The sequence below is a fragment of the Streptomyces sp. NBC_00667 genome (assembly GCF_036226825.1).
Taxonomy (GTDB): Bacteria; Actinomycetota; Actinomycetes; order Streptomycetales; family Streptomycetaceae; genus Streptomyces.
Map to the genome: position 1 here is coordinate 6,111,011 of NZ_CP109022.1, position 20,116 is coordinate 6,131,126.

Annotated in this window: 21 protein-coding genes; 14 read left to right on the forward strand and 7 right to left on the reverse strand. The window is 73.5% G+C overall.

Translation table 11 applies throughout. The features are described 5' to 3' along the window. The first annotated feature begins 3 nt into the window (after positions 1-3). Positions 4-1,008 (forward strand): phosphatase domain-containing protein, encoded by a 1,005-nt coding sequence (locus OHA81_RS27800; RefSeq protein ID WP_329200342.1) that lies wholly within the window; start codon positions 4-6, stop codon positions 1,006-1,008. A 23-nt stretch (positions 1,009-1,031) separates the two neighbouring features. Continuing rightward, on the forward strand, positions 1,032-1,415 hold the full coding sequence (locus OHA81_RS27805; protein WP_329200344.1) for an NTP pyrophosphohydrolase: 384 nt from the start codon (positions 1,032-1,034) through the stop codon (positions 1,413-1,415). Positions 1,416-1,500: 85 nt separating this feature from the next. On the opposite strand, the gene OHA81_RS27810 is transcribed toward OHA81_RS27805, so the two are convergent. Beyond that, the gene (locus tag OHA81_RS27810; RefSeq protein ID WP_329200345.1) at positions 1,501-2,175 is read right to left on the reverse strand and encodes a hypothetical protein; all 675 of its coding nucleotides are present in this window, start codon (positions 2,173-2,175) and stop codon (positions 1,501-1,503) included. A gap of 327 nt (positions 2,176-2,502) precedes the next feature. Here OHA81_RS27810 and OHA81_RS27815 point away from each other — a divergent pair, with 327 nt between their 5' ends. Further along, positions 2,503-2,736, forward strand: coding sequence for a DUF397 domain-containing protein (locus OHA81_RS27815; protein WP_329200347.1), 234 nt, complete (start codon positions 2,503-2,505; stop codon positions 2,734-2,736). Positions 2,737-2,827: 91 nt separating this feature from the next. After that, entirely contained in the window at positions 2,828-3,754 is a 927-nt protein-coding gene (locus OHA81_RS27820) for a helix-turn-helix domain-containing protein (protein ID WP_329200349.1), read from the forward strand. Here the strand turns inward: OHA81_RS27820 and OHA81_RS27825 are convergent. Next, complete coding sequence (locus OHA81_RS27825; RefSeq protein WP_329200351.1) at positions 3,751-4,530, reverse strand: NmrA family NAD(P)-binding protein; 780 nt, start codon at positions 4,528-4,530, stop codon at positions 3,751-3,753. The two genes, OHA81_RS27820 and OHA81_RS27825, sit on opposite strands and share 4 nt — an antisense overlap. A gap of 146 nt (positions 4,531-4,676) precedes the next feature. Then, positions 4,677-5,504: an SAM-dependent methyltransferase gene (locus OHA81_RS27830; protein WP_329200353.1), complete on the reverse strand. Its 828-nt coding sequence runs from the start codon at positions 5,502-5,504 to the stop codon at positions 4,677-4,679. Between the two features lie 152 nt (positions 5,505-5,656). On the opposite strand from OHA81_RS27830, the gene OHA81_RS27835 reads away from it, so the two are divergent. From OHA81_RS27835 to OHA81_RS27845, 3 genes are all read left to right on the forward strand, one after another. Next, positions 5,657-6,031, forward strand: coding sequence for a YbjQ family protein (locus OHA81_RS27835; RefSeq protein WP_329200355.1), 375 nt, complete (start codon positions 5,657-5,659; stop codon positions 6,029-6,031). A gap of 169 nt (positions 6,032-6,200) precedes the next feature. Then, the gene (locus OHA81_RS27840) at positions 6,201-9,647 is read left to right on the forward strand and encodes an endo-alpha-N-acetylgalactosaminidase family protein (RefSeq protein ID WP_329200357.1); all 3,447 of its coding nucleotides are present in this window, start codon (positions 6,201-6,203) and stop codon (positions 9,645-9,647) included. Between the two features lie 25 nt (positions 9,648-9,672). Next, positions 9,673-10,308 carry a class I SAM-dependent methyltransferase gene (locus OHA81_RS27845; RefSeq protein ID WP_329200359.1) on the forward strand — a complete coding sequence of 212 codons (636 nt, stop codon included), beginning with the start codon at positions 9,673-9,675 and terminating at the stop codon, positions 10,306-10,308. 54 nt (positions 10,309-10,362) lie between these two features. Here the strand turns inward: OHA81_RS27845 and OHA81_RS27850 are convergent, their stop codons facing one another. Further along, positions 10,363-11,184 carry a helix-turn-helix domain-containing protein gene (locus OHA81_RS27850; protein WP_329202570.1) on the reverse strand — a complete coding sequence of 274 codons (822 nt, stop codon included), beginning with the start codon at positions 11,182-11,184 and terminating at the stop codon, positions 10,363-10,365. A 119-nt stretch (positions 11,185-11,303) separates the two neighbouring features. Further along, positions 11,304-12,248, reverse strand: a complete 945-nt coding sequence (locus OHA81_RS27855) for a DMT family transporter (RefSeq protein WP_329200361.1) — start codon at positions 12,246-12,248, stop codon at positions 11,304-11,306. A 28-nt stretch (positions 12,249-12,276) separates the two neighbouring features. On the opposite strand from OHA81_RS27855, the gene pdxR reads away from it, so the two are divergent. From pdxR to OHA81_RS27875, 4 genes are all read left to right on the forward strand, one after another. After that, positions 12,277-13,773, forward strand: a complete 1,497-nt coding sequence (gene pdxR / locus OHA81_RS27860) for a MocR-like pyridoxine biosynthesis transcription factor PdxR (RefSeq protein WP_329200362.1) — start codon at positions 12,277-12,279, stop codon at positions 13,771-13,773. Between the two features lie 276 nt (positions 13,774-14,049). After that, entirely contained in the window at positions 14,050-14,526 is a 477-nt protein-coding gene (locus OHA81_RS27865; RefSeq protein WP_329200364.1) for an LAETG motif-containing sortase-dependent surface protein, read from the forward strand. Positions 14,527-14,534: 8 nt separating this feature from the next. Next, complete coding sequence (locus OHA81_RS27870) at positions 14,535-15,185, forward strand: RNA polymerase sigma factor (RefSeq protein WP_329200366.1); 651 nt, start codon at positions 14,535-14,537, stop codon at positions 15,183-15,185. Beyond that, on the forward strand, positions 15,182-15,697 hold the full coding sequence (locus tag OHA81_RS27875; RefSeq protein ID WP_329200367.1) for a hypothetical protein: 516 nt from the start codon (positions 15,182-15,184) through the stop codon (positions 15,695-15,697). The genes OHA81_RS27870 and OHA81_RS27875 overlap by 4 nt, the downstream gene beginning before the upstream one ends. A gap of 11 nt (positions 15,698-15,708) precedes the next feature. Here OHA81_RS27875 and OHA81_RS27880 read toward each other — a convergent pair whose 3' ends face one another. Next, the gene (locus tag OHA81_RS27880) at positions 15,709-16,173 is read right to left on the reverse strand and encodes a MarR family winged helix-turn-helix transcriptional regulator (protein ID WP_329200369.1); all 465 of its coding nucleotides are present in this window, start codon (positions 16,171-16,173) and stop codon (positions 15,709-15,711) included. A 193-nt stretch (positions 16,174-16,366) separates the two neighbouring features. On the opposite strand from OHA81_RS27880, the gene OHA81_RS27885 reads away from it, so the two are divergent. The 3 genes from OHA81_RS27885 to OHA81_RS27895 all read left to right on the forward strand — a co-directional run bounded on the left by OHA81_RS27885 (position 16,367) and on the right by OHA81_RS27895 (position 19,765). Continuing rightward, positions 16,367-17,584 carry an MFS transporter gene (locus tag OHA81_RS27885; RefSeq protein ID WP_329200371.1) on the forward strand — a complete coding sequence of 406 codons (1,218 nt, stop codon included), beginning with the start codon at positions 16,367-16,369 and terminating at the stop codon, positions 17,582-17,584. 62 nt (positions 17,585-17,646) lie between these two features. Beyond that, entirely contained in the window at positions 17,647-18,069 is a 423-nt protein-coding gene (locus OHA81_RS27890) for a GlcG/HbpS family heme-binding protein (RefSeq protein ID WP_329200372.1), read from the forward strand. Positions 18,070-18,136: 67 nt separating this feature from the next. Next, a complete protein-coding gene (locus OHA81_RS27895; RefSeq protein ID WP_329202572.1) occupies positions 18,137-19,765 on the forward strand; it encodes a beta-N-acetylhexosaminidase in 1,629 nt (542 codons plus the stop codon). 27 nt (positions 19,766-19,792) lie between these two features. Here the strand turns inward: OHA81_RS27895 and OHA81_RS27900 are convergent, their stop codons facing one another. Next, positions 19,793-20,107, reverse strand: coding sequence for a DUF3040 domain-containing protein (locus OHA81_RS27900; RefSeq protein WP_329200374.1), 315 nt, complete (start codon positions 20,105-20,107; stop codon positions 19,793-19,795). Positions 20,108-20,116: the final 9 nt, after the last annotated feature.

Genomic DNA, 20,116 nt, shown 5'->3' on the forward strand with positions numbered 1-20,116 from the left:
ACCGTGTCCGCAGAACCGGAGGCCCCCGAGACCCCCGAGGCCCCCGAGACCCCCGACACCGCCCTCGCCCCCCGGACCCCCGCGCCCCCGGCCCGCCCGGTCGTGCACGTCATGACGGGCCTGCCCGCCTCGGGCAAGACCACCGCGGCCCGGGCGCTCCAAGCGCAGTCCGGCGGCCGGATGCGCCGGGTGAACCTGGACGACCTCCGGGTCATGCTGGACGGCCCCGACCACGGACGCGGCCTCTCGTACGCGCACGAACGGACCGCGCTCGACGTCCAGGACGCGGCGCTGCGGACCGCCGTGACGGGCGGGTTCGACGTGGTCGTCGACAACACCCACCTCACCCCGCACATCCCCAAGCGCCTCAAGGCGGCCGTCGCCGGCCTCGCCACCTTCGTCGTCCACGAATTCACCGACGTGCCCGTCGAGGAGTGCGTGCGCCGCGATGCCGCACGCGAGCGGCCGGTGGGCGAGGAGATCATCCGGATCCTGGCCGACAAGCACGCGAAGTCCCGCAAGGGAGGCTGGAGGCTGACCGCGCAGTGGCTGAACGACGAGCCCCCGGTCGAGCCCTACGTGGCCGACCCCGCGCTGCCCGCCGCGGTGATGTGCGACATCGACGGGACGCTGGCGCTGACCGGCGACCGCGGCCCGTACGACTTCACCCGCTGCGGGCTGGACCTGCCGAACGAGCCGGTGCGACGCGCCCTGGACGCCTTCCGGCGCGCCGACGGGGACGTCATCGTGCTGCTGTCGGGGCGCAGTGAGGAACACCGCCCGCAGACCGAGGCCTGGCTGGAGCGGCACCAGGTCCCCTACGACGAGCTGTGGATGCGGGCGGCCGGGGACCAGCGCCGCGACGACGTCGTGAAGGCGGAACTCTTCGATGCGCACCTGCGCCACCGCTACGCGGTGCGCGTCTCGCTCGACGACCGGGACCGCGTCGTGGCCGTCTGGCGCCGGATGGGCCTGCCGACCTGGCAGGTCGCCTACGGCGACTTCTGAGCGGGTCTGCGACAGTCGTACCCGTGGAAGTTCCTGCGCGAGCACCTGTGGACGTACTGATCGTGGACGCCGCGAACGTCGTCGGGTCAGTCCCCGACGGCTGGTGGCGGGACCGGCGCGGCGCGGCCGAGCGGCTGCGCGACCGGCTCGCCCGGCGCGGGGCGGGTGAGGAGATCGTCCTCGTGGTCGAAGGCGCGGCCCGGGGCGTCGCATCCGTCCCCGGCGTACGGGTGGACGCGGCGCCCGGGAGCGGCGACGACCGGATCGTGGAGCTGGTGGCGCACTACGCGGAGCGCGGCGAAGGCGGCGCCCTGGTGGTGGTCACGGCGGACCGGGAGCTGCGCGCGCGGGTGGAGGCGTACGGGGCGCGGTGCGCGGGGCCGCGCACCGTCCGCCCGGCCGGATGACGACGGCCGGGAGGCCGGCCCCTCGGCGAGGAGCCGGCCTCCCGGCGTACGGTCCGGCGATCGGATCAGCGGCCCGGCGCGCTGATCAGCGGCACCACGGCACCGTGTCCAGGTTCTTGACGTAGCGGGCGGCCACCCAGCGGTCGTCCTCGTCCTTCTTCGAGACCTTCGCGGACTTGGCGGTCTTCTTCACGGACTTGCCGTCGCCGGCGAAGCCGTCGTTGGGGCCGTCGGTCCGGCCATCGGTGCGGCCGTCGGTGCGGCCCTCGTCACGGCCCTCGTCACGGCCGTCGGTCCGACCGCCGTTGCCGCCCTCGTTGTAGTCGCCGTCCATCCCGGCGTTCCCGTCCCCGAGGTCATCGCCCCACGGGCCCTTGCCGTTGTTGTTCCCGCCGTTGTTGTTCCCGCCGTTGTTGTTCCCGCCGTTCCCCTCCTCCCGGTCCTTGCGGGTCTCCAGGAGGTACCAGAGGTCGTTCCCGCCGACCCTCTCCCCGCGCTGCTTGCATTCGAGCGCGATCCTCTGGCCCGACTCGATCTTGCCGAGGGAGTACGAGCGGGTGCTCGGCCTGCTGCGGACCGTCAGCCGGCCGGACGAGACGACCTTGCCCCAGATCTGCCTCTTGACGGCGACGGGCTCCTGGTGGGCTGCCGGGATCTCGGCCATCGGGTCCTCGTCGGCGATGGCGGCGCCCGCGCTGACGAGGCCGAGCACCAGGCTTCCGGCCGTGAGTGCGAGGACGGTCCTGGTGGGCTTCAGCATGAGCCGACTCCTCTACGAAGACAATCGCCCGACCGCGCCACGCGGCTCGGGCCGGCAACCAGGCGGTTGCCACGCACGACTATGGCGAGGGGACGCCGGGACACCCCGGCGGCGCACCGCCGTTTAGCCCGATTTGCCCAATCTGATGGCTTTCGGGCGGATGGTGCTCTCATGAGGCGATCGTCGGGGGGTCGTCGCCCAGGAGACACCCTTTCGGGGGACTACCGCGACCGCCCGTGCTGGCTAGCATTCTCACAACTGCTTGTCGTGCAATCCCATATGCGATTGCACGATCATGCGTGTGTCGGTACGAGGAGAGGTCTCATCATGCAGTTACGCAATGGAGTCGTGGCGAGCGAAATCCCCGGTGCGGTCTGGGTGAAGAGCAGTGCCAGCGTCGGCAACGGCAACTGCGTGGAGGTCGCGGCACTGCCCGACGGGACCGTGGCCATGCGCAATTCGCGCTTCCCCGACGGTCCGGCCCTGATCTTCACGGCCGGGGAGATCGAGGCGTTCCTCGACGGCGCCAAGCGCGCCGAATTCGATCAACTGACCGGATGAAGTCCAAGCCTTAGGCCAAAGCTTGGACGGGCGGGCGACCACGCCCCATTCTGACGACTGAGATCCGCCCCCGGTCACATTGGAGTTCCGCATGCCCGCGCTGCCCGAACCCCGGCCCGACTCCCTGCCCGATCCGCTCGCCCCCGTGGTCCCGCTCGGCGTCGAACAAGGACGTGCGGCGGCCGCCCGGGTGCTGGGACAGGAGCTCAGAGGGTGGCGCGAGGCCCGCGGCCTCACCCTGCGGGACGTCGCACCCGTCATCCGGGGCTCGGTGTCGAAGATCAGCCGGCTGGAGCGGGGCGAGAGCCCGCCGAAGGCGCGCGACGTCCTCGACCTGGCCCGCCACTACGGGCTGGACGAGGGGGAGATGCGGACGGTCGAGCGGCTCCTGGAACACGCCCAGGACTGCGAGTGGTACGAGCAGTACAGCGATGTGACCCCGACCTTCCTCAAGCGCCTGATCCAACTGGAAGGCGAGGCGCAGGAGATCTGCGTCTACGAGAACCTCGTGGTACCCGGGATCCTCCAGACCCCGGCCTACGCCGGGCACATGGTCAGGGCCGTGATGCCCAGCGCCTCCGAGGGCGAGATGGAACGCGTCGTGCAGCTGCGCACCCAGCGCCAACTGCGGCTGATGGAGGGCGAGGTACCGCGCCTGACGGTCCTGCTCGACCAAGGGGTCCTGCAACGCCGCTGCGGCAATGCCCAGGTGATGCGCGAACAACTGCGGCACCTGCTCCGCGCCGGGGACGTCGCCAAGGTCAACATCCGCGTCCTGGAGATGTCCTGGGGGTATTCCGCGGCCCCTCCCTACCCCATCACCCACCTCAAGTTCGCCGACGGCGGGCCGGGCGAGCTGGCGTACGTCGAGCACATCAACGGCGCCAACTACGTGACCCGCCCGCGCGCCCTGGACGACTACCGCAACGCCCTCAGCAACCTCCGCAAGGCAGCGGCCTCCCGCGACCGCAGCCGCCAGCTCATCGAAGAGGCGTTGCTGCAGTACGCGGAGGACTAGGCCGTCCCGGGACGGGCCTCCAGCAGGGGACGCAGCTCGGCGTGCGCCCACCCACCGAGCCGGGTGGGTGTGGTGGTGAGCAGGTCACGGGGCTGCTCGGGCACCAGGCCGCTCGATCCGGCGCTCATGCCGACGATGCCCTCGACCGCCGGCGCGGTCAGCCCGGCGGCGCGCAGGGTGTCCCGGAGCGCGTCCTCGCCGACCTGGTCGAGCCGGACCGTACGGCCGAGGGCCTCGGTGAGGATCCGCGCGACCTGGTGGAAGGTGAGGTCCTCCGGTCCGTGCACGGCCTGCACCGTCCGCCCCCGCCAGCCGTCGTTCAGCAGCCGGACCGCGACCACGTCCGCGACGTCGCGCGGATCGACCCACGGCATCGGGTGTTCGGGGTCGAACGCCGTGTTCAGGACGCCTCGGGAGAGTCCTTCGAGGTCGAGAAGCAGGTTGGTGAAGAAGTACGCGCAGCGCAGGTGCAGCACGTCCGTTCCGGTGGCATCGAGTTCCGTCTCGATCCCCGCCAGGGCGTCGATGTGGCCGACGCCGTGCCGCTTCTCCGCCCCGATGCTGCTGAGCAGCGCCACCCGGCCCACGTCACCGGCCCGGGCTGCCTCCACCAGCGGCGCCGCGGTCTCCAGCGAGGTTCCGATCGGGTCCGGCGCGGTATGGGGGGTGGGATCCACCCAGAACACGGTCCGCGCCCCCGCCACCGCGTCCCGGACGAAACCGGCGTCCGTCAGATCGCCGCGGCGTACGTCCACCCGCGCGGGTGCCTTCGTCAAGGCGGGCCGGGTCGCGGACCAGGACGCGCGGGCGGACGCCGGCCTGGAGCAGCAGCCGCACCACGCGCGATCCCACGTGCCCGGTCGGTGTGGTGACCACGATCGTCATCGAGCCGTTCCTTCCGTGCGCCGCCGCCCCGTGGACTTCACCGGAGGAGGCGGCCCACGCCGCCCCACTCCACCCAGTCCTTCGGCCGGAGCTCCGGTGGCGGCGGGGTGGTGTCGGGGCGCCAGTCGACCACGTCGACGAGGTCCGGTTCGAGGATGTCCAGCCCGTCGAAGTACCGCCGCACCTCGTGCGTCTCGCGCACGCGCCCCCAGTGCCCGTGGGTGGTGACGTCCATCATCCGGGTCACGTCGTCCCGCACCACCGGGTCGTCGCTGACGAGCTGGCAGATCACCATGAAGCTGCCCGGCGGCAGCAGGTCCGCGGTCTTGCGCACGACGGCAGCCGGGGAGCGGCCGTCGTCCGAGTCCGGGATGCAGTGCAGGACCGAGACGAACAGCGCCGCGATGGGCTGGTTCCAGTCGAGGAATTCCCGGGTGGCCCCGTGGATGCGCTCGGTGTCGCGCATGTCCATCGGCAGCACCAGCGTGCCGGAGTTGTCGTGCAGCGTGGTCTGGGCGTGTGCGAGGACCATGGGGTCGTTGTCGATGTAGGCGACCTTGCAGTCCTTGTCGATGCGCTGCGCCACCTCGTGCACGTTGTCCTGCGTGGGAAGGCCCGAACCGTGGTCGAGGAACTGCCGGATCCCGTAGTCCTCGACGAGGATCCGCACCACGCGGCTGAGGAAGGCCCGGTTGTTGCGGGCCAGCAGCTGGGTACTGGGCGCGATCTCCAGCAACCGGGCGCATGCCTCGCGGTCGCTGGCGTAGTTCTCCACACCGCCCAGGAGCCAGTCGTACATCCGGGCGACGCTCGGGGTGTGCATGTCGATGAACGGCGGCTGGGACGGGTCCGGCCCTAACTCCATGTGCCCTCCTTGATGGCCCCTGCGGGCCCGCGGCGTCGGCTCATGGTAGAGAGTCGCGGGGTGCCCGCGCCATGCGTTCTCGCATGCTGCCCGGCCCACCGTGGCGCCGGTTCGGGATGCGGGCGCCGGCGCCCGGCGCCACAGTGGGATCCATGGGCATAGACGACTACGGCGGAGGCCCCGGGGCCGAGCAGACCGGGGTCATGGTGGTGACGACCAACGACGCTCCCGGCTACCGGGTCGAGCGGGTCGTCGGGGAGGTCTTCGGCCTCACCGTGCGCTCGCGCCACCTGGGCAGCCAGATCGGCGCCGGCCTGAAATCCATGATCGGCGGGGAGCTCAGGGGGCTGACGAAGACCCTCGTGCAGACCCGTAACCAGGCCATGGAGCGGCTCATCGAGCAGGCCAAGGCGCGGGGCGCCAACGCCGTCCTCGCCATGCGCTTCGATGTGACCGAGGCCGCCGACATCGGCACCGAGGTGTGCGCGTACGGCACGGCCGTCGTGCTGGCGCCCGAGACGGCCTGAGCCGACGCGCCACCACAGCCCGGTTTCCCGTAAGTCCATGACGCCGCTCCGCTTTGTCCATGGGCCCGGCCCGCACACGGTCCGCAAGCTGTCAGGTCAGTGAGCGGACCGCAGGGCTCCGGAGCCGTGCGGTCTTCCCCACGAGGAAGCACCGACTCCCGGAGGCCCGATGCGCACCCCCCTCTGGCCGGCCGCAGCCGTGGTCGCCGGTCTCATCGCCACCCTCACCGTGTCCGTACCCACCACCCCGGTCTCCGCGGCCCCCGCGGCCGGACCCCTGACCATCACCTCGCCCGAGCTCTCGGTGAGCGTCGACCGCGCCTTCCCCCGCGTCATCGCCTACACCCGCCGCGCCACCGGTGACGTACTGAACGGCAACGAGGACCCGCTGACCAAGATCGTCGTCAACGGCGCCGCCTACACCCCCGCCGTGACCGCGACGGCCTCCGCGTCCGCCGTCGACTACGCGCTCAGCTTCTCCGGAGTGACCGTCAGGTCCCGTCTCTCCGTGGCCGGTTCGGTCGTGGAGTTCAACGTCACCGCGATCGAGGACACCCCCGCGCTGCGCGTGCACAGCCTCGCCGTCCCCGACCACAGTCTCGTCAGCGTCCGCAGCGACCAGGCCGGTGCCGCGCTCTCCACCGCCCGCATGCACACCGCCACCACCGGCACCGGCGACACCTTCACCCCCGTCACCGCCGCCACGCCCGTGGACGCCGCCGCGACGACGGTCATGTACGGGCTGGTCAACACCGGCAAGCTGGCCGCCGCCATCGACTCCAACTCCCTCTACGACCAGCCCTCGGGCGCCACCGCCCGCGACAACGGCCGCATCAGCAAGCAGGTCACCGACAAGGGCTCCTACCGCAGGGCCGCCCTGTGGAGCGGGGACTGGCTGTACCGGGCGGCGGGCGCGGCCGACACCGACACCGAGCCGCTCCCGTACGCCCGGATCGCGATCACCGCCGACCGCAACGCCGACTCCGTCGTGGACTGGCAGGACGCCGCCGTCGCCTACCGCGACATCTGGACCCCGCCCACCGGCTGGCAGGACACCGCGAACCGGGTCGTCCAGCGCATCCCCTTCAACTTCGCCTCCCAGGCCACCCACCCCTTCACCCAGACCCTGGACGAAACCAAACGCGTCAGCCTCGCGACGGACGGCCTCGGCCAGTTCGTCCTGCTCAAGGGCTACGCCTCGGAGGGCCACGACTCCGCGCACATGGACTACAAGAACATCGGCGGCAAACAGGGCGGCGCGGTCGACCTGAACACCCTCACCACCGCCGGGCACGCCTACAACGCCGACTTCGGCGTCCACATCAACGCGACCGAGGAGTACCCCGTATCGGCCACCTTCGACCCGGCCCACCAGAGCGGAGGGCTCGGCTGGGACTGGCTCGACCAGTCGTACTACGTCGACACCCGCCGGGACGGCCAGTCCGGGCAGCGGGCCAAGCGCCTCCAGGACCTCAAGGCAGCCGCCCCCGGCCTCGACTTCCTCTACGTGGACGTCTGGTACGGCGACGGATACGTGTCCCGCAAGCTCCAGCGCGAGATCGGCGGCCTCGGTTTCCAGCTCGCCACCGAATTCCCCCACACCCTGACCGAGCAGTCGCTGTGGCACCACTGGGCCGCCGACGTCGACTACGGCGGCAGCGACCTCAAGGGCATCAACTCCACCGTCGTCCGGTTCATCGCCAACCACACCAAGGACGACTGGATCGCCCGGAACCCGCTGCTCGGCGGCGCGGAACTCACCGCGTACGAGGGCTGGCAGGGCAAGAAGGACTACCCCGCCTTCCTGAACACCACCTTCGCCGTCAACCTGCCGACGAAGTTCCTCCAGGAATCCCCGATCGTGAAGTGGACCGCCGACACGGTCACCCTCGCGAACGGCACCACCGTCAGCACCGCCGGCGGCGCCCGCACGATCACCACCGCCGGGCGCACCGTCCTGCGCGGCGGCGCCTACCTCCTGCCGCGCGACGGCAAGCTCTACCACTGGAACGACACCGGCGGCTCCACCACCTGGACCCTTCCGGCCGGCTGGAGCACACCCAGGCTCTACCGGCTCACCGACACGGGACGCCGACTCGTCGGAGACCTCACCGTCACCCAGGGCCGGGTCACCCTCGACGCGACGGCGAAGACCGCCTACCTCGTCACCAACGGCGCCGCGCCCGCCCAGGCCGACCCCGAGTGGGGCGAGGGCACCCCCGTCAAGGACCCCTCCTTCTACTCCGGCGACCTGAGGGCCTGGACGGTCACCGGCGCCGGCGCCGCCGTCACCCGCAACTCCCGGGGCCAGAGCGAGCTGACCATGGCCCACGGAACCGCCCCGGCCGTGGCGCAGCAGCTCACCGGCCTGACCCCCGGCACCTATACCGCGTCCGTCTGGGTCTCCACCCCCGCCGGCCGGGCCGCCACCCTCGCCGTCACCCCCGCCGGGGGCGCGGCCACCTCCGTGTACGCCGACTCCTCGCCGCTGACCGACAACCTCGGCGGGAGCGAGAAGAACGGCACCGACGAGCAGCGCATGAAGGTGCTCTTCGACGTCCCGGCAGGCCGGTCCACCGCCACCCTCACGCTCTCCGCGGCGGCCGGACCGGGCACCGTCACCTTCGACGACGTCCGCGTGGTCCGCTCGGCCCGGACACCGCTCGGCGGCCACTACTTCGCCGAGGACTTCGAGCACGTGGACGCGGGCTGGGGCCCGTTCGTCTTCGGCGGCGCCGGCGGCTCCGCCACCGACCCGCGCACCCACATCGCCCAGCGCAACGCCCCGTACACCCAGGCCGGCTGGAACGGGAAGCTGGTGGACGACGTGATCAGCGGGGGCAACTCCCTCAAGTCGCACGAGGAGCGACAGGGCCTGGTCTACCGCACCCTGCCGCAGACGCTGCGCCTGACGAAGGGGCGCACGTACAAGGTGTCCTTCGCCTACGAGAACGGCTTCGGCGGCGACTACCGGTTCATCACCGGCTCGGGCACCGGGGAGACGGCCACCGCCCTGGGGCAGGCCCGCACCGCCACCACCTTCACCCAGACGTTCACCGCCGGGGCGGACGCCTGGATCGGCGTGCGCAAGGTCACGGGCGAGGACTCCCACGACGAGGCGGACCTCGTCCTCGACGACCTCACGGTGGACGACCTCGGCACGGGCGGCGGCGGGGAACTCCTCGTGCCGCAGAGCCGGATGGGCGTCAAAGCCGTCGACAGCCAGGAGACGGCGGGCGAGAACGGCAGCGCCGCCAACGTCCTGGACGGCAACGCCGCCACCCTCTGGCACACCCAGTGGTACGCGGCGACCGCGCCGATGCCGCACGAGATCACCGTGGACCTCGGCGCCTCCTACGAGGTCTCGGCCCTGCACTGCCTGCCCCGGCAGACGCAGAGCAACGGGCGCATCGCGGACTACCAGGTGTTCACCTCCACCGACGGGGTGACCTGGGGCCCGGCCGCGGCCTCCGGAAGGTTCGCGGACGGCGCCGCGCAACAGGACGTCTCCTTCTCGCCCCGGGCGGCCCGGTACGTCAGACTCGAGGCCTTGAGCGAGGTGAACGGCAACCCCTGGACCTCGATGGCCGAGCTCAACGTCGGCTATCTGCCGTAGACATGAGAGGGAACGAGGCATCGCGATGAGTGGACACGAGTCGGCGGCCGAGGTGTTCGACGCGCTCGCGGAGCGCTACGAGGAGGCGTTCGGCCGCGTCCCCGCACAGGCGCAGGCCCTCGACTGGCTCACCGGCCGACTGCCGAAGGGTGCGCGGGTCCTCGACGTGGGCAGCGGCACGGGCCGGCCCACCGCCGAACGGCTCGCGGCGGCGGGCTGCGAGGTGACCGGCATCGACGTCTCGGCCGAGATGGTCGCCCTCGCGCGCGAGCGGGTCCCGCGGGCCCGCTTCGAGCAGGCGGACGTACGCACGTACGCGCCCGGCGGGGGCGGATTCGACGCGGTGTGCGCCTTCTTCCCGCTGCTGATGATGGAGCAGCGCGAAGTGGCGGCCTCGCTGGAACGGATGGCCTCGTGGGTGGCGCCGGGCGGGTACCTCGTCCTCGCCACCGTGCCGGGCGACATCAGCGGCCTCGCCATCGAGTGGATGGGCCACCAGGTCACCGTCAGCAGCCTGTCCGAGCAGGAGTACGCGACCCGGATCGAGACGGCCGGCCTGGAACTCCTGTACCACCGCACGAGCCTCTTCCACCCCGAGGGCGGCCTCGCCGACCCGGAGGAGCACCTGTTCTGCTACGCCCGGCGCCCCGACAAGCCCTGAGGGCTGCCCGTGGTCCCCGGCGCCGCGCGCCCGCCGCGGACCAGGGGACAGCCCTCACCCTTGCCGCCCGGCGTCGCGGAAGGACTGCTGGGCGCGGAAGCGGCCCGGGGCCATGCCGACGCGGCGGCTGAACAGCCGGCTGAAATACCCGGGGTCGTCGTACCCGACCCTCCGGGCGACCCCGGCGACCGGCAGATCGGTGCGGGCCAGCAGCTCCTTGGCCCGGCTCAGTCTGATGCCGAGGAGGTACTCCTTGACGCCCTCGCCGGTGCTGCGCCGCACCGCCCCGCGCAGCTCCGGCAGCGGTATCCCGAGCCGCGCGGCGTGCTCGGCGACGGAGATCGGCAACAGTGCGTCCCGCGCCAGGGCCTCCATGACGGCGTCGCCGTGCCGGGACACCTCGGCGCGGGCGTAGCGCAGGGCCACCAGCAGCGCGTGTACCGCCGCGGCCGCCTCCACCTCCAGCAGCGGGCCGCCGGTACGGGCCGCCCGGACGATCCCGTCCACCACGTGCCGCACCCCGGCCGTCGCGCTCAACGGGACCAGCGGCCGGTCGGGGGTGACGTAGCCGAGATCGGTGTAGGCCTCCACGCCGTGTCCCGCGAAGTCCACGAAGCACTCCTCCCAGCCGGTCCGCGGATCCGGTCCGTAGTGGTGCTCGACGCCGGGCACGAGCCACAGCAGCGCGGGCGCCGTCACGGGCTGCGGCGGGCGCCCGCCGTGGCTGAACCAGCCCCGCCCCCGGGTGACCACCACGGCCACGTGGTGGTCGAGCGCCCGCGGGCCGACCACCGGCAGCGGCCCCTCCTGCACCCCCACGCCCAGGCAGACCAGCCCGAGCCGGCGGTGGTTGGCGGTGGGGGAGAAGTAGCGCATCCAACTGCTGTACGGGGCGGTGCGGTACGGGTCGGTGCCGTACGGATCGGCGCTGTGGGGTGCGGTGTCGTACGGGGGCGTCGGCATCTGCGGATTGTGATCCACCGCTCCGGGCACCCTCAAGGGGCCACGGGCACCCGCTCGACGCCCACCGGCTCCGCCGCCGGCGCACCGCTCGGCCGCAGCCCGACCACCAGCCCCGCGACCACCACGGCGAGTCCCAGCCACACCGCCGCTCCCGGGACCCCACCGCCCGACGCCGCTCCCGCCCCGGCCGCGGCGAGCGGGGCGAGCCCGGCGAGCAGCCCGGCCCGGCCGGCGCCCACGGCCGCCACCGTCCGGTACCAGAGCAGGAACGCCACCGCCGTCACCAGGACGGCCAGGTAGCCGACCGCCGCCCACTGTCCGGGCCCGAGCGCCGCGAGAGAGCCGGGTCGCTCCAGGAGCACCGTGAGCCCCGCCAGCATCACCGCCCCCAGCCACACCGCGTGCACGGACACCCCCCACGCACCGTGGCGGCCCAGCACCGGCACCGCCAGCAACGTGAACCCGGCCTCGCAGCCCAGCGCGAGCGCGGCCCAGCCCACCCCGGCCGCGTCGGTGCGCCCGGCCCCCTCCACGAGCGCGGCCCCGGCGACGACGACGGGGGCGGCCAGCAGCACCCGACGGCTGGGCCGCTGCCGCTCCAGCAGCGGACCGACGAGGGCGAGCAGGACCGGTACGGAGGCCACCGCGACCGCGATGACGGCCGGCTCGGCGTGCGCGACGCCCCGCACCACGGCCACGTTGAACAGCACCAGCCCGCTCGCCGCGATCCCGGCCAGCCACAGCCACTCACGGCCGCGCGGACGCAGCAACGGCACCCGGGCGGCGCGGGCGAGGACGAAGAGGATCACGGCGGCGGCCGCGTAACGGACGGCCTGGGGAGCGAAGAGCGGGGCGCCGGCGAGCGAACGGGAGACGGTGACGCTGCTGCCGACCAGCACCATGCCGACGACTCCCGGAAGCAGGTCACGCGAGGCGGAGGAGGGCGCGGGTACGGGATCGGACGGGAAGGGGTTCATGCGCCCAGCCTCTGCCAGTATTGGACCCATGAGCAGTGCCGAAGAGGGCCGTTCCAAGGGGTCCAAAACCGCCGGGTCGGATTTCCTGCTGCTCGACATCGGCCAGGCGCCGCCCCGCGGCCGGACCGAGTGGCTGACCTCCCGCATCCGCTCCGCCATCGCGGACGGCACCCTGCCCGTCGGCAGCCGGCTCCCCGCGGGCCGTGTCCTGGCCGCCGAACTGCGGGTCTCGCGCGGCCTGGTCACCGAGGTCTACCAGCGCCTGGCGGACGCCGGGCAGGTCGCGGGCCGCGGCCGGGCCGGGACGGTCGTCGTCGCCGCCCCCGCGCCCCCCTCCGCCCCTGCGCCGTCCCTCGCACCCGACGAGGGCCCGGCCGCGTCCGCAGACCCCTTCGCACCCCGGCCCGGCACCGCCCTCGTCGACGCGCTGCGCACCGTGCCCTGCCGCATCGACCTCTCGCCGGGGGTGCCGGACCTGACCGCGTTCCCCCGTACGGCCTGGCTCCAGGCCGAACGCCGGGTACTCGCCGGGCTCACCCCGGCCGATTTCGGCTACGGCGCCCCCCAGGGAACGCCCGCGCTGAGGCAGGCGGTCGCCGGCTGGCTCGCCCGCAACCGCGGGATCCGCGCCGACCCGGGCGAGGTGGTCGTCGTGTCCGGCGTCGCCCAGGCCCTGGCCCTGCTGGCTCCCGTGCTGCGCGGGAGCGGCGTACGACGCGTGGCCGTGGAGGACCCCGGCTCCCTCGGGGCCCGGGGGCAACTGGAGTTCGGGCGGCTGGAGACCGTCCCGGTACCGGTGGACGCGGCCGGCATCGACGTCGGCGCCCTCGTCGGCAGCGGGGCGGGCGCGGCGCTGCTCACCCCCGCCCACCAGTTCCCCACCGGGGTGGTGCTCGACGGCGAACGCCGCCGGGAGCTGCTGGCCTGGGCGGCCGGCGGGGGAGTGGTCATCGAGGACGACTACGACGCCGAGCACCGTTACGACCGCGCCCCCGTACCCGCCCTGCGGGCGCTGCTGCCGGAGGCGGTCTGCTACGCCGGGAGCGTCTCCAAGCTGCTGGCCCCCGCCCTGCGGCTGGGCTGGCTGCTGGTCCCGCCGCGGCTGCTGGACGCCGTGGTGGCGCACAAGCGCTACGCCGACCTCGGCAGCCCGGTCCTCACGCAGCTCGTACTGGCGCGGCTGATGGACTCCGGCGAGCTGGAACGCCACCTGCGCTTCGTCCGGCGCCGCCACCGGCGCCGCCGGGACGCCATGCTGCGGGCGATCGGGGCGGCGCTGCCCGGCTCCCGGGTGCACGGCGCGGCGGCCGGACTGCACCTGATGGTCACCTTCGACGGCGCCGGCTTCGAGGACACCGCGCTCGCCTCGGCCGCGCTCGCCCTCGGCGTCAAAGCGCACCCGCTGTCCTGGCACCGCGTCGCGCCGGGCGCGCCGGGCCTGGTCCTCGGATACGCGGCGGGCCCGGTGGGCGACGTAGAGGAGGGGATCGCCCTGCTCGGGGAGGCACTGCGGCAGGTCGCCTGAACCGCCCCGCACGACAGGACCTCGGCACGGGCCCTTCGCGGGCGAACCCTATGCTCCTCGCATGCACCGCAGGTCCGACCCCGGCACGTTCCTGATCATCGCCGTCTGCCACGCGATGCCCCTCGGCCTCGAAGTGGTCCACCGGATCGCCCTCCCGGTCGCGTGAAACTTTTTCCGGAACAGCGGCAACCTCGCGGACGGTCGCGCGTCGTGCGGGGTGTAGGGCGTAGTTCCGCGCCCTCGTCCCGACCGCACGACCGTGGGAGAACCACCGTGATGAACCTCAAGCGCGCCACCTCGTCCGCCGGCCGGGCAGCGCTCGTCACCGCTGCCGCCGCCGGGGTGGCGCTCGCACTCGGCGGCCCGGCCCTCGCCGCAGCGGGAACGCCGTCCGCCGCACCCGCGCACGCGGTGACCAGCGCCACGCCGGCGCCCGCTCCCAGCCTGCCGCCTGCGGGCACCGCGACCCCCAGTGCTGCCCCGAGTGCGTCCGCCAGTGCGGTCCCCACGGCGCCGGCCGGCAGCGGCAAGCCCACCGTGGCCCCCTCGGGCAGCGCCACGCCGACGGCCGCTCCGGGCAGCAGCACCCCGAGCGCAGCGCCGTCGGCCCGGCCCTCGGAAGCGCCGGCCGGCTCCGAACTCGCGCACACCGGCTCCTCCTCGACCACCATGGCCCTGGGCGCCGGGGCCGCCGGGCTCATAGCCGTCGGAGCCGGAGCCCTGTACACGGTGCGGCGCCGCGCCGGCAACTGAGGACCCCCGTGCTGCCACTCGCCCCGGCGACGAGCCCCTTCGCGCCCGGCTTCGGCCGGGCGCGAAGGGGCTTGTGGTCGTTCCTGCTGCGCCGCGACGCCCACGCGCCGGCCGCCCCCGCCTACCCGTACCCGCACCCGTCCGAGCGCCCCGGGTCCGCGGGCACGCCGGCGCCGCCCACCGTCACCGACCTCTACCACGCGCACCGGCTGGGCATGGTCCGCCTGGCGGTGCTGCTGGTGGACGACCTGGCCACGGCCGAGGACGTGGTACAGGACGCCTTCACCGCCCTGTACCGGCGGCACGGAGAGCAGATCAAGGGCGTGGACAACGCGCTGGGGTACCTGCGTACCGCGGTGGTCAACACCTCGCGCTCGGTCCTGCGCCGCAGGCGGACCGCACGCGCCTGGATCCCGCCCGTCACGGCCGACGTGCCCTCCGCCGAGGCATCCGTCGTGCTCGACGAGGCCCACCGGGAGGTACTGGCCGCCCTGGGCCGGCTGACCCCGCGCCGGCGGCAGGTGCTGGTGCTGCGGTACTGGGCGGAGCTCAGCGAGGCGGAGATAGCCGACACCCTCGGGATCAGCCGGGGCGCGGTGAAGTCGAACGCGAGCCGCGGCCTGGACGCGCTGGAACGGATTCTGGAGGGACGGGTATGACGCACGACGGCGAGCGCCCGGTGGAACACCGGTTGCGCGAGGCCCTGGGAGCGCGGGCGGACACGGTCACCGTCCGGGACTTGCGGCCCGCCGATCCGCCGGGCTCGTCCCGGCGCGGGCCGGTGGCCGCGGTCTGGCTGCGGCGCCTGACCTGGTCGGCCGCCGGGCTGGCCGGCGCCGCGGCCGCGGTGACCGGGTACCTGGTACTGGGACCCGGGTCCGGGCACGGGCCGGTCAGGCCGGTGCCGCCCGCGGCGCCCGCCGAGATCCCTTCGCCGACGCCGAGCCCGCGGACGCCCTCACCCGAGCACAGCGAGGAGCCTTCGCCCGTGCCCGTGCCCACGCCGCCCGCGACCGGGCTGCCGTCCCCGCGCGCGACACCGACCGCACCCGCGGGCAGGCCTTCGGCGTCGCCGTCGCGGCCCGCGCCGCCGTCCACCTCCCCGGCCTCCGTCTCGCCGACGCCCACGGGTGTCGGCCGGCCCTCGCCGGGCGGCAGCGGGAAGCCGTAGCCCCAGGGAGTTCAGCCGACGGCGGCCGTGCGGGTGTTCTCGACGGCCGCCACCAGCGGGGCGAGTGCGGGAACCCCCGCCGCGGCGTCCAGTGCCTCGCGCAGGGCGGCGTCGTTCGTCGGCCGCGCCTCGCCGAGGAGGGCCAGGCCCGCCTCGCTGACGTCGGTGTAGATGCCCCGCCGGTCGGTGTCGCAGATGTAGCGGTTCAGCAGCCCGCGCTCCTCCAGCCTGCTGACCAGCCGGGTCGTCGCGCTCTGGCTGAGCACCACGGAGTCGGCGACCTGGTGCATCCGCAGGTGGCCGCCCGGTCCGTCGTGCTGGCGGCTGAGCACGTCCAGCAGCGAGTACTCGCGCACGCTCAGCCCGTGGGCCGCCTGGAGTGCCCGCTCGATGTGGGTCTCGATGCGGCCGTGCAGGAGGGAGAGGGCGCACCAGCCCTGGGAAAGGGCGGTGAGTGCGCTGTCGGTGGCCGTCATGGACCTCTCCTCGGGTGCGTTCCGCTGGGTACTCCACCAGGATAGGCGACGGGTGCAATAGCCCGCGTTTGCAATTAATCGGCGTTTGCAATTAATGTGGACGCACGTAAGCGGCGCCCGCAATCGTATGCGGCTCCCCAGCGGGCCTTGCGCCGCCACCGCACCACCCCCTCCCCGGAAGGCAGCACCCCTCATGCCTCTCGCTCTCCTCGCCCTCGCCATAGGCGCCTTCGGGATCGGCACCACCGAATTCGTGATCATGGGCCTCCTTCCCGAGGTCGCCACCGACTACGGCGTCACCATCCCGACCGCCGGCTTCCTCGTCACCGGCTACGCCCTCGGCGTCGTACTCGGCGCCCCCCTCATGACCGTCCTCGGCACCCGCGTCCCCCGCAAGCGGATGCTGATGCTGCTCATGGGCCTGTTCATCGCGGGCAACGTCCTCTCCGCCCTCGCTCCCGCCTTCGGCGTCATGCTGGCCGGACGCGTCGTCGCCTCCCTCGCCCACGGCGCCTTCTTCGGCATCGGCTCGGTCGTGGCGGCCGGACTGGTCGCCCCGGAGAAGAAGGCCGGCGCCATCGCCATGATGTTCACCGGCCTGACCGTCGCCAACGTGGTCGGCGTCCCCCTCGGCACCCTCGTCGGCCAGACCCTCGGCTGGCGCGTCACCTTCATGATCGTGGCCGCACTCGGCGTGCTCGGCCTGCTCGGCATCGCCAAGCTGGTCCCCGAACTTCCCCGGCCCGAGGGCGTCCGCATCCGCCACGAAATCGCCGCGTTCCGCAACGTCCAGGTCCTGCTCGCCATGGCGATGACCGTCCTCGGTTTCGGCGGGGTGTTCGCCGCCATCACCTACATCACCCCGATGATGACCGACGTCGCCGGCTTCGCCGACACCTCCGTCACCTGGCTGCTGGTCCTCTTCGGTCTCGGCATGGTCGCCGGCAACCTCATCGGCGGCCGGTTCGCCGACCGCGCGCTGATGCCGATGCTGTACGTGTCGCTCGGGGCGCTGGCCGTCGTCCTGTCGGTCTTCACCCTCACGGCGCACGACAAGGCCGCCGCCGCCGTCACCGTCGTCCTCATCGGCGCCCTCGGTTTCGCGACCGTGCCGCCGCTCCAGAAGCGGGTCCTCGACCAGGCCGCGGGCGCCCCCACGCTCGCCTCCGCCGTCAACATCGGCGCCTTCAACCTCGGCAATGCGCTCGCCGCCTGGCTCGGCGGGCTGGTCATCGCCGCCGGTCTCGGCTGGACCGCCCCGAACTGGGTCGGCGCCGCACTGGCCGCCTCCGCGCTCGTCCTCGCCCTCGTCTCGGGCGCGCTGGAACGGCGTACGGGCGCACGCGCCGCCGCGAGCCGCGTGGTGACGGGCGCCGCCCCCGAAAACGCCGCCGTCCCGGCCCACCACTGACCCGACCCCCGCCCCACCACTGACCCGACCCCCGCCCCACCCGATCCGGCAGGAGCCCCTCCATGTCCGTCACCACCGCCGTCGCCCCCCTGACCACCGAGGACGCCGAGGTCCTCCTCGGCGCCGCCCGCGAGGCCGCCGAAGCCGCCGGGATCGCGGTCAGCGTCACCGTCCTCGACGCGGGCGGCCACCCGCTGGCCTTCCGCCGCGACGACCGGGCCGTCCTGATCTCCGGCGAGACCAGCACCCGCAAGGCTTACACCGCCCTCCAGCTGAACGCGCCGACCGCCGGCCTCACCGAGGCCGTCCTGCCCGGCGGCCCCTTCCACACCCTGCCCACCGCCCTGGACCGGCCGCTGCTGTTCATCGCCGGCGGACTGCCCGTCCACCGCGAGGGCCGCCTCGTAGGGGCCGTCGGTGTCGGCGGCGGAGCCCCCGCCCAGGACCACGAATGCGCCGCCACCGCACTCGCCGCGCTCGTGTGAGAGGGGCCCTCCCGCTCGCGCCGCACCGTTCCCCGTGCCACGTTGGTACGGGGAAAAACGGTGCATGATGCGAGAGACCAGGCAGTCCAGGAGGGTCCACGCCATCGCGACGGCAACGGTCGCCGCGCTGGTCGGCCTCGCCGTTCCCGGATGTGCGGGCGGCGGGGGCGAGGCCGGCGCCGCTCCGTCCCCGCGCGCGGCCGCCACCTCCGGGGCCTCCACGGCGGCGCCCGCCTCCGCGACCCCGACGCCCACCCCGTCCCATCCGCTCTCCACCACCCCCCGCGTCATCCCCGCCGTACGGGAACACGCCCCGGCCCGCGGACCCGGCTGGAAGCCCGCCTCCGGCGCCCGCGTGGTCATCGCGCCCGCCGACCGCACGGCCCTCACCGACGAGGCCCGGCTCCTCGCCGGCGAACTCGGCCTCGGCTTCGCGGAGTCCGCCGCCCCGCGCACCGGCGACGTACAACTCGCCCTGGAAGCGGCCCCCTCCGGGAAACCGGAGTCGTACACCCTCACCGTCCAGGGCGGCCGGGTCAAGATCAGCGGCCCCGACGAGGCGGGTGTGTTCTACGGGACCCGCACCCTCAAGCAGGAGATACGCACTGCCGGTTCGGCACCCGAAGGCACCGTCCGCGACGCCCCCGACCGGCCCCAGCGCGGCCTCAACCTCGACATAGCCCGCAAGAACTTCACCCCCGACTGGATCGAGGCCAGGCTCCGCGAGATGGGTGACCTCAAGCTCAACCAGCTCGGCCTGCACTTCTCCGACGACCAGGCCTTCCGGATCCAGTCCGACACCCACCCGGAGATCGTCTCCGACCCCCACCTGACGAAGGCCGAGGTACGGCGCATCACGGCGCTGGCCGCGAGCCGGCACATCACCGTGGTCCCGGAGATCGACTCGCCCGGCCACCTCGGAGCGGTGCTGCGCGCCCACCCCTCACTCCAGCTGCGTGACGTACGGGGCCGGGCCGTCAAGGGCGCCGTCGACATAGCGAACCCGGCGTCCGCGAAACTGGTCGACGAACTGCTGCGCGAGTACCTGCCGCTGTTCCCCGGCGGGGCCTGGCACCTGGGCGCCGACGAATACCAGGCACTGGTCGTCCCCGACCCGCAGGCCTCGTTCCCGCAGCTCGCCACCGCGGCGCGGCAGCGCTACGGCCCGAGCGCCCGCGTGCAGGACCTGGCGACGGGCTGGCTCAACGACCGGGCCGCCGTCGTGCGCCCCTCCGGCAAGGCGCTCAAGGCCTGGAACGACGGCTTCTTCGCCGGGGGAGTGGTCGCGGCCGCCCCCGACCTCCAAGCCGAGTACTGGACGGGCAAGGAGAACGGCGCCCGGCCGCCGCTGGCCTACTTGCAGGCCGGCCGCAAGGTGGTCAACCTCAACGACGAGTACCTGTACTACGTGCTCGGCCAGCCGAACCAGTTCACGTACCCGACCGGCCGCCGCATCTACGAGCAGTGGACCCCGCTGGTACTGCGCGGCACCACCGCGGTGCCCGCGCGGTACGGGCCGCAGGTGCTCGGCGCCCGGCTCGCCGTGTGGTGCGACCTGTCCGGCGCCCAGACCCAGGCCCAGGTGGCCGACGGCATACGGATGCCGCTGGCGGCCCTGTCGCAGAAGGTCTGGGACCCCCGGCCCCCGCAGCTGTCCTGGACCGCCTTCCAGGCCCTCGCGGACAAGCTGTCGTAGCCGGGCAAGGCCGTCGGGGCCGAGGGTTCACGGGGCCTCGTGGCCGAGCGCTCGGTCCCGTTGCTGCCAGCGCCGCCTGATCCACTGGCCCACCAGCGGCAGGGCCGTGAACACGGTGACGATCCACGTCGCGGCGAAGGCCCAGATCAGCGGCTGCGACACGGTCACCGAGGCGGCGACCAGCAGGGCGACGGTCAGCGCGCCGAGCACGCAGGCCGCCACGGCGTGACGCCGGCGGTGTCCGGACCGCAGGCGGCGGTCCAGGGAACGGTCACCCTTGAGTTGGGCCTCGATCGCCGAGAGGGCTCGCCTCTCACGATCGGAGAGTCCGGCTCCGTCCATGACGACGTA